A 14930-nucleotide genomic window follows, 5' to 3' on the forward strand; every position below is an offset into this window, starting at 1 on the left:
CGAAATAATCGGGAAAAGGAATATTCGCTAAGGCGAAGAGATCAGAGCTCGGGCTTCTGCCGGATGACAACCTTGGTGCCGACCGGGACGCGATCGTAGAGATCGGCGACGTCGCGGTTGACCAGCCGGAAGCAGCCCGAGGAGACCTTGGTGCCGATCGTGTCGGGCCGATTGGTGCCGTGGATGCGGTAGACCGTGGTGCCCAGATACATGGCGCGCGCGCCGAGCGGATTGCCGGGGCCGCCGGCCATGAAGCGCGGCAGATAGGGCTGGCGCTGGATCATCTCCGCCGGCGGCGTCCAGTCCGGCCACTCCTTCTTGTTGGTGATGTTCACCAGCCCCTGCCACTGAAAACCGTCGCGGCCGACGCCGATGCCGTAGCGGATCGCGCGACCGCCAGGCTGCACCAGATAGAGATGCCGTTCGGCGGTCGAAATGATGAGGGTGCCGGGCGCTTCGGTGGTACGGAAGTAGACGACCTGCTTCTGCCACTCCGGATCGAGTTCGAAGGCATCGTCGGCGACCAGGCCCGGCTCGTCGCCGCGGTCGGGCTGCTGGGCGTAGGCATGGGGCGCGGACAGGATCAGGCCGATCGCAGCCACAAACATCCCGGTCAGACGACGAAAATCCGTCATTTCAAGCTCTCCCCCACGGCCAAGGCCAAAACCATCTGGAACCATCAAATCTGAGGGCCCTCTTCATGGCAAGTTCAAGGCACACTTAGCCGATATGTCACGAGAATGCTTTGGTTTTTTGACGAGGCCGGGCAATGCCACAAACAGGGGATGGCGCGAAAAGCAGTAGCCACGGCCTCGCTTGGGGTGGGGCGACCAAATTTGCATTCACAAACGCCGTCATGCCCGGGCTTGTCCCGGGCCTCCACGTTCTTGGCACTATGGGTAAAGACGTGGATGGCCGGGACAAGCCCGGCCATGACGATGTGGAAGCGACGCGATATCAGATCTGGTCATTCTCAGCCGCGATCCCGAGCCGCCGGACGATTTCGGCACCTACGGCCCGGGCCTCAGGCCTCGACCCGATGCGAGGGCTGCGAAACCGCCGTCCCGACTGCAATCGGATCACCACGATACAGTGCTCGTCCTCGGACCGGCCGCGGCGCTCGACCGTGATCGTCTTGACGTCGCGCCCTTCGATGTGGTCGGCGCGCAACGTGCCGTCGCCCCACAGGCGTTCGACGCGGAGATCGCCTTGCCGGATGATCCAGAAGGCGCCGGTCACAAGATTGGCATAACGGGACACGCCGAAAGCGGCGATCGCGCCGACCGGCAGCAGCATGATGTCGACCGGCCCGGGCGACAGGCCACGCCAGAGCCTGTAGGCGTAGGGAACGGCGCACAATGCGACGACGATCAGTGCGACGATCCTGATGTCTCTCTTCGAGAACGGCTCGAGCGGGTCGCCGAGACGCATCTCGGGATTGCTGGCATCGAGCGGATTGACGGGAGACTCGACGTCGGGAACGTCGAATTGCGCGGCGATCCGCGCCACCGTGGCGTGCACGTGGGTGACATCGGCGATCGGCGGCGATGTCAGGCGCTCACCGGAGGCCAACGTGAAGGCGAGCTGGAAGCGGGCTTTCGCCCTCTTGCTGCCGGGAACCTGCAATCCCCTGATGTCGTCCTTGGCAACGACCCGCGTCCGAAGTTTTCCGAACGGACGCTGCTCCCCGATCAGGATCTCATCCGGCGTGATGATCCACACCACCGCCGGCGCCAGCATGATGATAGCGACGAACGCCGCTCCCACCAGCAGCGCGACCACGGAGATGATGACCTCCAGAGTGTCGTGCGTGAACAGGCCCGGCGTGAAGCATAGCGCAACGGCGGCCGCAAAGCCGGACATGACCAGCCGCTGCGCGATCGAGGCGCCTTCACGAAGGCGAATGTCGGTGCTGCTGGTGACGTCGTCCATCGCGGGCGGCTGATTACGTGGCCCGCGAAACTCCACGGACCGGTCCGTGGAGTCAAGCAACAAGGGCGTGGCGCGCCAATCCGGCGTCAGCTATTGGCGTTCAGCAGCTTTGCCACGGTGCGGTCGATCTCGTCATAGCGGCCTTCGCCCTCGTGCTGGAACACGATCTTGCCGTTCTGGTCGATGATGTATTGCGCCGGCCAATATCGGTTGCGGTACGCGTTCCAGGTCCTGGAATCGTTGTCCTGTGCCACCGGATAGGTGATGCCGTGGCGCTTGAGCGCCGCCTGGACGTTGGACGCCGAGCGCTCGAACGGGAATTCCGGTGTGTGCACGCCGACCACGACGAGGCCCTTGTCCTTGTACTTGGCATAGAGGTCGGTGACGTGCGGCAGCGTGTTGACGCAGTTGACGCAGCCATAGGTCCAGAAATCAACCAGCACGACCTTGCCGCGGAGATCGGCAATGTTCAGCGGTTTCGAGTTGAACCAGTTGTTGATGCCGGCGAAGTCGGGCGCGGTGTCCTGGCTGGCGGCCGCTGTGACGACAGGGACGGCGCGCGCGGCCTCGTCGCAGATGCCGGGGATGACGGCGCCGGTTACGGCGATGCCGATCAGTGCGGCGGAGACGGCGAGCAGTTTGAAAGTCATGGACAAGTCCTCTGGTGAAGATGAGGGATGATCACAGGCCGATCTGGCCGGTGGGATAGAAGCCGGTGAGCCACGCCACGATCAGCGTGTCGTATTGGAAATAAGCGGCGAGCGCGAAACCGATCACGACGACGCCAAAGCCCTGCTGCAGCCGCGGCGAGATGCGCGCGAGACTGCGCACCCGCGTGGTGGCGGCCTGCCCGCCATAGGCGATCGCCAGCATGGGAATGGCCGCACCGATGGCGTAGGCGATCAGCAGCGTGCCGGCCCAGGTCGCGTTCTCAGTGGTCGCGACCAGCGTCAGGATCGAGCCGAGCACCGGGCCGGCGCAGGGCGTCCAGACCAGGCCAAGCGTGGTGCCGAGCACGAGCCCGCCGAGCGCGCCCTCGCGCTGCGTGGCGCCGGAGTTGGCGAGATCGAGCCAGCCGTTGAGCCGGATCGACAGCCATTCGAACGGCGCCGGCCACAGCATCAACAGGCCGAAGCCGAGCAGCAGGATCGATGCCACTTCGCGCAGCACGTTCGGATCGAAATTAAACAGCCGCGTGATGGCGCCGAGCAACAGCGCGGTCGCGGAGAAAGACATGACGAAGCCGAGCGCGATCATCGCGGGGCGCAGATGCGAGCTGCGGCCGATCGAGGCCCCGAGCAGGATCGGCAGCATCGGCAGCGTGCACGGCGCGGCGATGGTGAGGATGCCGGCGAGGACGGCGAAGGTGAGTTCGAGCATCAGGGCACTCGTGAAGGGGGTCACGAGGGCAGTTCGGGATGAGAGAGGCAGTCGTTACGCCGCGTCACGCCTTCGTGACGGTGGCCGCAGCGGGCGTCTCGAAACCATAAGGCCCGCACCTGAACCAAGCCCAAATACAAAACGACCCGGAGGGGGGCATCCCGTCCGGGTCGTTGGAGGTCTTGGGAGGTTTAACGAAACCGTATGTGAGTTTTATAGGAGGGAAGTTTTTCCGCCTGATGTTGTGCTTTGTTTCAATTGTTTCGTCGGCGGTAACACTTCCGTGTCCGGGGTAAGGCCAAAACGAACGCCCTATCCCCTTGAAATATCTGAACTTCAGGCGGCAAAGCGCTCGACGCCGCAGCCCTTAAGCAATTCGGCGAGTTGCTTGCGGGCGTAGAACATCCGGGTCTTCACCGTGCTCTGCGGGATGCCGATGATCTGTCCGACCTCCTCCACCGACTTCTCATGGTAGTAGACGAGCGTAATGATTTCGCGGTGCGCGGGTGACAGCTTCTGAACGCAGGCGCGCAGGATCGCGCTGGTGTCGCTGCGGTCGAGCGATGTCTCCGGCGTGTCGCAACCGTCGGCGATCTGACGCACGTCTTCCTGGTCGATATCCTCGAAGCGACGCTGGCGCATCGCGGTCAGCGCCTTAAAGCGGGCGATCGAGAGCAGCCAGGTCGAAACCTGCGAGCGGCCCTGGAATTGGCCGGCGGTCCGCCACACGTCCAAAAACACCTGGCTGACGAGGTCTTCCGCCGTGGTGGCGTCACGCACGATCCGCAGGATGAAGCGGTAGACGCGCACATTGTGCCGGCAATAAAGGATGTGCATGGACGTCCGGTTGCCGTCGGCAATGCTTTCGAGAAGCATGTCGTCCGAGGTCGCCTGAGCGGCAATGATGCTCTGGCTGGCTTGGGCGTTGATGGCGATGACGTTCGGCATTGACTTGGCTCCCCGTAGCGCCGCAACCGAGCGGCGTTTCCTTCGACCAAAGTGTTAATGAGCCAACGTTTCGGGACGTCTGCACGAAAAGGGGAAAATGGTTTCGTGCGCCATCAAATTGTTTCGTCGGATTAGCCGCGACGAAACATTCGGGGCAAAAAAGCGTGGAATTTCAATGTACGGAAAATACGGGGGTGGGGAATGGAGGCGGACGGAGGCGCCGGGAACGTATTTCGGGCCTTTGCGTTCGATGTCGCCTCAATCCCAGCTGTCGTCCTGGCGAAGGCCAGGACCCATAACCACGGAGTGGGTTGGGCGAAGACACGAGGGACCAGCCTCGCGCCACAACTTCTCCCTGGCGCAATGGGTCCCGGCCTTCGCCGGGACGACACCGTGGGTGGTGCGTGATCTACGCCTTCTCGCCCGCCGGCGAGAACAGATAGCCGCCGCCGCGGATGGTGCGGATCACGGCGGGTTTTGCCGGATCGGGCTCGATCTTGCGGCGGATGCGCATGATGCGCAGGTCGACGGCGCGATCGAAGGCTTCGGCGTCGCGCGCGTTGGCCAATTCCAGCAGGCGCTCGCGCGACAGCACGCGCTTTGGATTGGCCGCGAACACCTTCAAGAGCCCGAACTCGGATGCGGTCAGCGGGTGCTCGTTGCCCTCGTCGTCGCGCAAGGCCTGCGCTTCGAGATCGAGCCACTTCGTCCCGAACCGTACCAATTGCTCCTTGTCCGATTTCGCAGCCGCCGTTTCCGCCACGGCTTTCGCCGGCGCGCTCCGGCGCAGCACCGAGCGGATGCGCGCCATCAGCTCACGCAGTTCGCACGGCTTGGCCACGTAATCGTCGGCGCCGAGCTCGAGGCCGACGACGCGGTCGATCGGGCTCGCCGTCGCCGTCAGCATGATCACCGGCACGTTGATGCGGCTCTTGAGGTCGCGGATGATCGAGAGCCCGTCTTCCTCCGGCATGTTGAGGTCGAGCACGACGAGGTCGGGCATGCTGCCGTCGATCGCCGTGCGCAACGACTTGCCGCCGTCGCACAGCGTCACGGTGAAGCCGTGCATCTTGAGGTAATCGCCGACCATCTCCCGGGCCGGGGCCTCGTCGTCGACGATCATGATGTGCTGGCTTTGGGTCATGGTCCTGAGATCACGGAATTTCGGTCGCGGGGAGGGTGATGGTGAAGGTCGAGCCCTTGCCGGGGCCCTCGCTCTCGGCGGTCACCTCGCCGCCGTGCATGTCGATAATACGCTTGACGATGGACAACCCAAGCCCGGTCGAGCTCTCGCCCGCGGTCGGCTTTGCCGACAGCCGCTGGAACCGGCCGAACAGGCGGCCGAGATCCTCCGGCGACAGACCGGCGCCCTCGTCGCTGACGCGGATGATTGTGTCGCCGCCTTCATGGCTCACGATGACGCCGATCTTGCCGCCGACCGGCGAGTATTTGATGGCGTTGCTGATGAGGTTGTCGATCGCCTCGCGGATCCGGTCGGTGTCGCACATGGTGACGATGTTGACGGGTGCGGTGACGCTGATCGCCTGCTGCTTGTTGATGGCGAGCGGCTGGTTGGCCTCGGCGACTTCCTTGACCAGGGCCGCGACGTCAACCGGCTCGCGGCGGATGGTGATGTCGAAGGCATCGGCCATCGCGTCCGAGATCAGATGATCGACCATCGAGGTCAGGCGCTTGGTCGCATCGCGGATGTGATCGACCTGGGCGACCACGCCGCCTGACGACGCGCCGGTCGAGATCAGCTCCTTCAGCATCTCGGTGCGGCCGAGGATGACGCCGAGCGGGTTCTTGAGATCGTGGGCAACGGTGCCGAGGATCTCGTTCTTGAAGCCGTTGGCGCGCTGCAGCCGCAGCCATTGCGCTGAGAGGCGGCGGTTGGCCTGCATCAGCGCGCGGGTGCGCTGGGCGACGCGGTCTTCCAGCTGGGTGTTGGCAGCCTGGAGCTGCTGGTAGAGGATGACGTTGTCGAAGGCGATCGAGAGCCGGCTGGAGAAGATCTCGACCAGCGAGCGGTCGGTCTCGGACAGCTCGCGCTCGGCCTGCAGCAGCACCACGACCTCGCGCCCGCTTCCGGTGCGCAAATAGATGACGCTGCGGTGGTCCGCGAATTCGTTCTTGCGGCCCTGGAACGCGGCTTCCACCATCGCGCGCAGATCGGGGTCGAGCGCCTTCGACGAGGTCGTGCCGATGAAGCGGCTGTAGCAGCCGCTGCCGGCGAGCACCGAGAGCTCGGGGTCGAGGCCGCCATTGTCGCGCAAGACCAGTATGCCGGCGCAATCGACGTTGAGCAGCGAGGCGAGCTGGGTCAGCACGCCCTCGGCGAGCCGCTGCATCGACTTGAAGTCGTACAGCGTCGAGGCGGCGTCGATGATGATCTCGAGCCCGCGCCTTGTCTGCAGCATGCGCTCGAGCTGCTGGTAAGAGCGCAGCGCCGCGGTCAGCGAGGTGAACAGCTTGTCGGCGGTGAGCTCGGTCTTGGCCTTGTAGTCGTTGATATCGTACTGGACGATTACGCGCCGCTCGGGCGCCTGGCCGGGCTGTCCGGTGCGCAGGATGATGCGCACGGTCTCGTTCTTGAGCTCGTTGCGGATGTACTCGACCAGCTCAAGGCCGGCGACGTCCGTCTCCATGATGACGTCGAGCAACACGGCGGCGATGTCGTTGTGCGCCGCCATCAGCTTGCGACCTTCGGCCGCGGAATGGGCGGAGAGGATCTCCAGGCCCTGGCCGTTGAGGGAATAGTCCGAGAGCGCAAAACGCGTGCCGTCATGCACGGCCGGATCGTCGTCGATGACGGCGATCTTCCATTTCCGGGCGTCAACATCCTCCGATGCGGTACCGGTGTCGTCGATCAGGTGGAGGACATCGTCCTGTTCGGCCATTGAGAAGTCCCGTCAGTCTCTGTGCTTTGCCCGCCGCCCCTGGCGACCCGGGGCATGATAATGCGAAATGTAGTGCCTTGTCCCAGCTTGGATTCCAGCATCATGCGACCGCCGAGCTGCTGGGTGACGAGGTTATAGACGATATGGAGGCCGAGTCCCGTGCCACCTTCATTGCGCCTGGTGGTAAAGAATGGGTCAAAGGCTTGGCGCTGCACGTCGGAGGTCATGCCGGCCCCGTCATCGGTGAAGATGATCTCGACGTCGTCGGCCCCGCGGGGCCGCGCCGAGATCGTGATCGTGCCGGCGCGGCCGTCGGCAAAGGCGTGGTTGGCGGCGTTGAGGAACAAATTGGTCAGGATCTGGCCGTAGGAGCCGGGATAGCCGTCGAGCAGCAGCCTCTCGGGCATGTCGACATGGAGCGTGATCGGCGACCGCTTCAGCACCGGGCGCAGGCTCGCGATGATCTGGTCGGTGGCTTCGCTCAGTGAGAACTGCCGCCGCTCGGCATGGGAGCGGTCGACCGCGACCTGCTTGAAAGACTGGATCAGTTCGCCGGCGCGCTGGAGATTGGCGACGAGCTGCTGCGAGGCGTCGCGCGAGGACTGCACGAATTCTTCCAGCTGCGAGCGGCGCAGGCCGCCGTCGCCCTTGAGCTGGGCCTCGAAGATCTCGGTGCGCCGGGCAAAGCTCGACGCAACGGTGAGGCTGATCCCGATCGGGTTGTTGACCTCGTGCGCGACGCCGGCGACGAGGCCGCCGAGGGCTGCGAGCCTTTCGGCATCGATCAGGTTCTGCTGCGCGGCGTTGAGCTCGAGCAGCGCGCTCTCGGCCTTCTCCTTGGACGCGCGCAGCTCGTCCTCGGTCTGGCGCTTCGCGATTGCGTTTTCGCGGAACACTTCCACCGCGCGCGCCATGGCGCCGACCTCGTCACGTGCACGCGTGCCCTGCACCTCGCGGCCGAGGTCGCCAAGCGTGATCGCGCGCATCGCCGCCATGATCTGCTGCAGCGGCAGCCGGATCGACAGCGCGATCAGCACGCCGGCGGTGAGGATGATGCCGAGGAAGATCACGGCGATGGAAAGAACACGGCGGGAGATGTCCGCCAGCGTGCGGTCGAACGTCTCCTGCGCCTTCTGCTCGCGCTGGCGCATCTTGGTGGAGAGATCGTCGATGGCGCCGATGGCCTCGGCCTGGTTGGCGTCGATGGTGTTGCGCAGCAGTTCGGTACGGTTCGTGAGCTGCTCGGAGAGCTTTGCAAAGCCCTCGCGCAGCGCGGCGGTCCGGGCCGCCAGCCGCCGCAGCGCCATGCGCTGGAGGTCGTTGTCGGCGAGATCGATCATCACGGGGATGGTCTTCTCGATGGTTTCGGTATTGCGGCGGGCGTCGTCGGCCGCACCCGATGACAGCGAGAGATAGTAGGAATTGGCCGCGACCAGCATCGCGGTGAAGGCTTCGCGCGACTTGCCCAGCGAAGGCCAGATCAGCGCGTCGCGGTGGCCGGTGGCGCCTTCGATGATGGAGTAAAGCCCGGCCATGTCCCTGGCCGGTCCCTGCACCTGATCCTCATAGGTCTTCGCGATGGTGGCCTGCACGCCGCGCAGCTCGCCGAAGCCGTTGAGGAAGCGGTCGGTGGTGCGCTCCAGCTCCTCGACCGAGCCCGACAGCATCGGGTCCTTGGCGGCGCGGTTGGTCAGCGTCCCCAGCACCGCCTCGCGCAGCAGCAGGATCTCGGCGAACAAATCGGGGCTCGGCTGGTTGATGTAGCGGTGGATCAGATTGTGCAGCCGCCCGGTCTCGCTTTCGAGCAGCGCCAGAATCCGGTCGGATTCGCGCACCTGGCGCACGTCCTCCCAGGCCGAGCCGAGCACCTGCGAGCCGTTCCAGATCAGCCCGACCAGCACGATGACCACGGCAGAGTTCAGCGCCGCGATCGACAGGATGCGCCAGCGGATCGGCACCGCCCGGAGCACGCCGACCAGCCGCGCACGCAGCCGCCCCATCGGGCCGGGCGACCTGTCTGCATGCTCGCTGTGTCCAAGCCCGGGCAAGAGGCCTCACTCCACCTTGCGAATGCGTTCGATCAGCGCGGCCGCGGCCGGATCTTGCCCGGCCTTGGCGTAGATCGCGACCATCGCGTCCTCGAACGGCTTGCGGTCGATATCCCTGACGATGGTGACGCCCGCTTCTTCCGCCTTGCGCTGCGACTGCTCCTCGAGGTCGCGCCATTTCTCGCGCATGAATCGGCTGGAGCGCTGCGCGGCTTCCCGGAAGATGGTCTGGTCGTCGGCCGACAGGCTTTTCCAGGCCTTCAGCGAGATCACCAGCACTTCGGGGCTCATCGTGTGCTCGGTGAGGGCGAGATAGCCGGCATGCTTGTAGTGGTCCGTCGTCACGTAGGAGGGCCAGTTGTTCTCGGCGCCGTCGATCAGATGGTTGGCAAGCCCGGCAAGCACCTGTCCATAGGGCATCTCGACCGGCTCCGCGCCGAGCGCGCGGATCATCTGGCTCATCAACTCCGACTGCTGCACCCGGATCCGCAATCCCTTGAGGTCCGCGACGTTTCTGACCGGGCGGGCGCCGTTGTAGATTGACCGCGCGCCGGAATCGTAGAAGGCGAGGCCAACGAAGCCATAGGGCTCGAAGCTGCCGAGGATCTCGCCGCCGATCGGCCCGTCCAGCACCTTCTGCATGTGCTCGATGGACCGGAACAGGAACGGCATCGCCAGCACGTTCATCGCCGGGACGAAGTTGCCGATCAGCGCCACATTGGTCCGGTTGAGATCGATCGCGCCGACCCGGGTCTGCTCGATGGTCTCCTTCTCCTCGCCGAGCTGGCGGGAGTGGAACACCTTGACCTCGTGCCGGCCGCCGCTGCGCTCGGCGATCAGGGCGCCCATGTAGCGCAGCGCCTGCACGGTCGGATAATCCTCGGTCTGGGTGTCGGCGGCGCGGAATTCCCGCGCAGCGGCCCCCGTCGCGCAGATGGCGATCAGAAGCGCGACGAAAACCACCCCGGTCCGCGAGCGTTCGGCACGGTTCAACACTGGCACACTCAACCCCTCAGTGGTGGAGTCTATGGCGGGAGCAAAAGGTTCAATGCAATCTAGCAGATGGTCGGGGGAAGGCCATCCCGCCCGGGGCTTCGGCGTGATTGTGCGGCGCGGCCGGCGCTCATTCCCGGTTGAAACCGCAAATGCCGCGCCTTAAGCAGGGACGGTCGCCGTCGTCGCGCGATACGGAAAGAGCCATCGTGATTTCAGCATTGCGCTTCTTGCAGGTCATCGCCGCCCTTGCGGCCCTCTCCTTGGCCGCGCCGGTGCGGGCCGCGACCGACATCGCGTGGTGGCACGCCATGTCCGGCGAACTCGGCCGCCAGCTCGAGAAGCTCGCCTCCGACTTCAACGCCTCGCAGCCGGACTATCGCGTCGTGCCGACTTACAAGGGCAGTTACACCGAGACGGTGACGGCCGCGATCTTCGCCTTCCGCTCGCGCAGCCAGCCCGCGATCGTCCAGGTCAACGAGGTCGCCACCGCCACCATGACCGCGGCCAAGGGCGCGATCTATCCCGTGTTCAGCCTGATGCGGGACATGAACGAGCCGTTCTCGCTCAATGACTATCTTCCCGCGGTCTCCGGCTACTACACCGATGCGGCCGGCAATCTCTTGTCCTTCCCGTTCAATTCGTCGACGCCGATTCTCTATTACAACAAGACCATGTTCCGCGACGCAGGGCTCGATCCGGAGGCGCCGCCGAAGACCTGGCCGGAGCTCGGTGCTGCCGCTAAACGCCTGCGCGATCGCGGCGCGGCGTGCGGCTTCACCACGTCCTGGCCGTCCTGGATCCATGTCGAGAATTTTTCAGCGTTTCACAATCTGCCGCTGGCGACGCGGACCAACGGCTTTGCCGCGCTCGATGCCGAGTTGACCATCAACAATCCGTCTCTCGTGCGTCACGTCGCCGAGCTCAGCGAGTGGCAGAAGACGAAGGTGTTCGACTATAGCGGCCGCGGCCAGTCGGCCGAGCCGCGCTTCCAGAACGGCGAATGCGGCATCTTCATCGGCTCCTCGGCGACGCGCGCCGACATCAAGGCGAACTCGAAGTTCGAGATCGGCTACGGCATGATGCCGTATTGGCCCGACGTGAAGGGCGCGCCGCAGAATTCGATCATCGGCGGCGCCACGCTGTGGGTGCTGCGCGACCGCCCGCGCGAGGAATACAAGGGCGTGGCGCGATTCTTCGCCTATCTGTCGCAGCCCGGCGTGCAGGCCGCCTGGCACCAGAACACCGGCTATCTGCCTGTCACCCGCGCCGCCTTCGAGCTGACGCGCGCGCAAGGGTTTTACGAGCGCAATCCGGGCTCGGCGATGTCGTTCGAGGAGATCACGCTGCATCCGCCGACGGAGAATTCGAAGGGCATCCGGCTCGGCTCCTTCGTGCTGATCCGCGGCGCGATCGAGGACGAGCTGGAGCAGGCCTTTGCCGGCCGCAAGAGCGCGCAAGCCGCGCTCGATGCCGCCGTCGAGCGCGGCAACAAGATCCTGCGCCAGTTCGAGCGCGCCAGCCCGGATCGGTAGAGTTCTCAGATTGGACCTCTCTTTAACCGCGAAGGAAGTGCGCTCCCTCTCCCAATTGCGGGAGAGGGTTGGGGAGAGGGTCTTTCCGCAAAGGGACAATCCCCTAGAGGAGAGAACCCCCACCCGGCGCTTCGCGCCGACCTCCCCCGCAAGCGGGAAAGGTGCACCGTCTGCTTGGCGCGCATCAAATCAACCAAAACCTGCTTGCCTGATCGGGCGCGCATGACCAGCGTTCCATCGCAAATCTTGCCGACTTTCACCGACGCTGCTGCCTTTCGCGCCTTTCGCGCCGACCCTCCGCGATGGCTGCCGATCGCCATCGACATCGCCCGCAGCCACGGTCTCGATGTCAGCGCGCCGCACGTGTTTGCCACCGGCACCAATCTCGTCGTCGGCTTCGGCGATCACCTGATCCTGAAAATCTTCCCGCCGCTGCTCCGCGCGCAATTCGTCTCCGAGCACGGCTCGCTGACCCAGCTTGCCGGCCGCCTCCATTTGCCGATCCCCGAGATCGTCGCGGAAGGCGAGCGCGACGGCTGGCCTTATCTCGCAATCACACGCCTTGCCGGCACGCTCGGTTCGGAGGTCTGGCCGCACTTGGCGGAATCGCAGAAGGACCGCGTGCTGCGCCAGATCGGCGAGACCATCGCGTCCGTGCAGCGCGCGCCGCTCGGCCCGCTCGCGCAGATCGAGCCGCGCTGGGCCGACTTCATGCGGGCCCAGATGCAGGGCTGCAAGGCGCGGCACACGCGTCTCGGCCTCGCGCCAAAATTTCTCGCCGGCCTCGACGACCTCCTGCGTGACGCGGCCGCGCTCATTCCCATCGATGCGCCGCCGGTGATCTTGATCGGCGAATACATTCCGGAGAACTTCCTGCTCGCCTGCCATAATGATCAATGGTCGCTCGCCGGCCTGTTCGACTTCGGCGACGTGCTGGCGGGATGGCGCGACTACGATCTGCTCGGCCCCAGCGCCTTCATGGCAGCGGGCCGGCCGGGGAGGGTGCGCAGCCTGCTCGAGGGTTTTGGCTATGCGAAGCTCGATTATTCACTCAAGCGGCGCCTGATGGCGCTGATGCTGCTGCATCGCGCCAGCGACCTCAACAACCACATCTGCATCGAGGGTTGGCAGGACGAGGCCGACGATCTGGTCGAGCTCCAGGAGCTGATCTGGCCGGGGTGATTGCCGCGGATCAGTAGCCGAGTGACTGGGACGAGATGCGCCCACGCAATGAGCGAGCGTTCCAGAAAGCCCATTTTATATGCAAATCTGCTTCTTTGTATGCAACGTGCTGGAGATCGGCTTCTGATCGACAGTCGAAGCAATGGCCATTTTTCGCGGCTATATCAGTGACTTATGTTGTTTTAAACTCTCATTAAGCCTTGGCACGAACCTTGCGAATCCAGTTCCAACCAGAAAACTTTGTGTTGGAGCCATTTCATGAAGCGCCGCGATTTCCTCAAGTCCGTTTCCGGATTGGCCGCAGGCGCGGCGCTTCCGGCCATGCCGTCCGTGATCTCGTCGGCCCAGGCCGATGCGCGCTCGGAGACGCTGCTGATCGTCTCGGAAGGTGGCCCCAACAATCTCGACATCCACGGCGTCGGCACCAACGTGCCCGGCTACGAGGTGTCCTGGAATTGCTACGATCGCCTGATCAGCCACGAGATGAAGAGCGGCCCCGGCGGCGTGCCCTATTACGACCGCGACAAGTTCAAGGGCGAGCTCGCCGAGGACTTCAAGATCGACGACATGTCGGTCACCTTCAAGCTGAAGAAGAACGCCAAATTCCACGACGGCGCGCCTGTCACCGCCAAGGACGTGAAGTGGTCGCTCGACCGCGCCGTCAGCGTCGGCGGCTTCCCCACCTTCCAGATGAGCGCCGGCTCGCTCACGAAACCCGAGCAGTTCGTCGTGATCGACGACTACACCGTGCGTGTCGACTTCCTGAAGAAGGACAAGCTGACGATCCCCGATCTCGCGGTGATCGTGCCCTGCATCATCAATTCCGAACTGGTGAAGAAGAACGCCAGCGAGAAGGATCCCTGGGGTCTCGAATTCACCAAGCAGCAGACCGCGGGCTCCGGCGCCTACAAGGTGACGAAGTGGACCGCCGGCACCGAAGTGGTGATGGAGCGCAACGACGATTGGGTCGGCGGCCCGCTGCCGAAGATCAAGCGCGTGATCTGGCGCATGGTGCCGCAGGCCGGCAATCGCCGCGCGCTGCTGGAGCGTGGCGACGCCGATATCTCCTACGAGCTGCCGTTCAAGGATTTCCAGGAGATGAAGGCGAGCGGCAAGCTCAACGTGGTGTCGCTGCCGTTCTCCAACGGCATCCAGTATATCGGCATGAACGTGACCAAGCCGCCGTTCGACAATCCCAAAGTGCGTCAGGCGGTCGCCTACGCGATTCCCTATCAGAAGATCATGGACGCGGTGATGTTCGGGCTGGCCAATCCCATGTTCGGGGCCGCCAAGGACAAGCCGACCGAAGTCGCCTGGCCGCAGCCGCACAAATTCAACACCGACATGGACAAGGCGAAGGCGCTGCTGGCTGAAGCCGGTTATCCCAACGGCTTCGAGACCACGATCTCGTTCGACCTCAACTTCGCCGGCGTCAACGAGCCGCTCTGCGTGCTGGTGCAGGAGAGCCTGGCCCAGATCGGCATCAAGACCACCATCAACAAGGTGCCCGGCGCCAACTGGCGCACCGAGTTGAACAAGAAGGAGATGCCGCTCTTCACCAACGTGTTCTCGGGCTGGCTCGATTACCCCGAATACTTCTTCTACTGGTGCTATCACGGCAATAATTCCGTCTTCAATACCATGAGCTACAAGTCGGCGGAGATGGACAAGCTGATCGACGGGGCGCGGAATGCTGCCGCGACCGGTGACACCGCGACCTACGACGCCGACGTGAAGGGCTTCGTCGACCTCGCCTACAGCGACATCCCGCGCATCCCGCTGTACCAGCCCTTCGTCAACGTCGCGATGCAGAAGAACATCAGCGGCTACCAATACTGGTTCCACCGCCGCCTGGATTATCGCGCGATGGCGAAGGGGTGAGGGGGGTAGTGGGCGAGATGGTCGCGTCATCGACTCTCTTTCTGAGTGAGGCGGCCACCGCTCTCTCATTCCCTCTCCCCTTGTGGGAGGGGGGCAGGGTGAGGGGTAGCCACGAACTCCGACCTCGCTTG

General features: G+C 64.3%; 12 protein-coding genes. 3 read left to right on the plus strand and 9 right to left on the minus strand.

Going from position 1 to position 14930, the window contains the following annotated elements:
• Positions 1–41: 41 nt before the first annotated feature.
• From IVA75_RS13065 to IVA75_RS13105, 9 genes are all read right to left on the minus strand, one after another.
• Complete coding sequence (locus tag IVA75_RS13065) at positions 42–635, minus strand: L,D-transpeptidase (RefSeq protein ID WP_027565945.1); 594 nt, start codon at positions 633–635, stop codon at positions 42–44.
• A gap of 322 nt (positions 636–957) precedes the next feature.
• Positions 958–1932 (minus strand): hypothetical protein, encoded by a 975-nt coding sequence (locus IVA75_RS13070; RefSeq protein WP_247285275.1) that lies wholly within the window; start codon positions 1930–1932, stop codon positions 958–960.
• Between the two features lie 86 nt (positions 1933–2018).
• Positions 2019–2582: a thioredoxin family protein gene (locus tag IVA75_RS13075; RefSeq protein WP_018456003.1), complete on the minus strand. Its 564-nt coding sequence runs from the start codon at positions 2580–2582 to the stop codon at positions 2019–2021.
• A gap of 31 nt (positions 2583–2613) precedes the next feature.
• A complete protein-coding gene (locus tag IVA75_RS13080; RefSeq protein WP_247285276.1) occupies positions 2614–3312 on the minus strand; it encodes a cytochrome c biogenesis CcdA family protein in 699 nt (232 codons plus the stop codon).
• Positions 3313–3648: 336 nt separating this feature from the next.
• Positions 3649–4260, minus strand: a complete 612-nt coding sequence (locus tag IVA75_RS13085; RefSeq protein ID WP_018456005.1) for a sigma-70 family RNA polymerase sigma factor — start codon at positions 4258–4260, stop codon at positions 3649–3651.
• A 409-nt stretch (positions 4261–4669) separates the two neighbouring features.
• The gene (locus IVA75_RS13090) at positions 4670–5404 is read right to left on the minus strand and encodes a response regulator (protein WP_007597984.1); all 735 of its coding nucleotides are present in this window, start codon (positions 5402–5404) and stop codon (positions 4670–4672) included.
• A 10-nt stretch (positions 5405–5414) separates the two neighbouring features.
• On the minus strand, positions 5415–7160 hold the full coding sequence (locus IVA75_RS13095) for a DUF3369 domain-containing protein (RefSeq protein WP_247285277.1): 1746 nt from the start codon (positions 7158–7160) through the stop codon (positions 5415–5417).
• Positions 7130–9160: an ATP-binding protein gene (locus IVA75_RS13100; RefSeq protein ID WP_247285471.1), complete on the minus strand. Its 2031-nt coding sequence runs from the start codon at positions 9158–9160 to the stop codon at positions 7130–7132. The genes IVA75_RS13095 and IVA75_RS13100 overlap by 31 nt, the downstream gene beginning before the upstream one ends.
• A 54-nt stretch (positions 9161–9214) precedes the next feature.
• Entirely contained in the window at positions 9215–10210 is a 996-nt protein-coding gene (locus IVA75_RS13105) for a TRAP transporter substrate-binding protein (RefSeq protein WP_247285278.1), read from the minus strand.
• 143 nt (positions 10211–10353) lie between these two features.
• On the opposite strand from IVA75_RS13105, the gene ugpB reads away from it, so the two are divergent.
• The 3 genes from ugpB to IVA75_RS13120 all read left to right on the plus strand — a co-directional run bounded on the left by ugpB (position 10354) and on the right by IVA75_RS13120 (position 14799).
• Positions 10354–11736, plus strand: a complete 1383-nt coding sequence (ugpB, locus tag IVA75_RS13110; RefSeq protein ID WP_051462636.1) for a sn-glycerol-3-phosphate ABC transporter substrate-binding protein UgpB — start codon at positions 10354–10356, stop codon at positions 11734–11736.
• A 222-nt stretch (positions 11737–11958) separates the two neighbouring features.
• The gene (locus IVA75_RS13115; protein ID WP_247285279.1) at positions 11959–12918 is read left to right on the plus strand and encodes an aminoglycoside 3'-phosphotransferase/choline kinase family protein; all 960 of its coding nucleotides are present in this window, start codon (positions 11959–11961) and stop codon (positions 12916–12918) included.
• Between the two features lie 258 nt (positions 12919–13176).
• On the plus strand, positions 13177–14799 hold the full coding sequence (locus tag IVA75_RS13120; protein WP_247285280.1) for an ABC transporter substrate-binding protein: 1623 nt from the start codon (positions 13177–13179) through the stop codon (positions 14797–14799).
• Positions 14800–14930: the final 131 nt, after the last annotated feature.

The sequence above is a fragment of the Bradyrhizobium sp. 134 genome, from assembly GCF_023074155.1.
Lineage (GTDB): Bacteria > Pseudomonadota > Alphaproteobacteria > Rhizobiales > Xanthobacteraceae > Bradyrhizobium.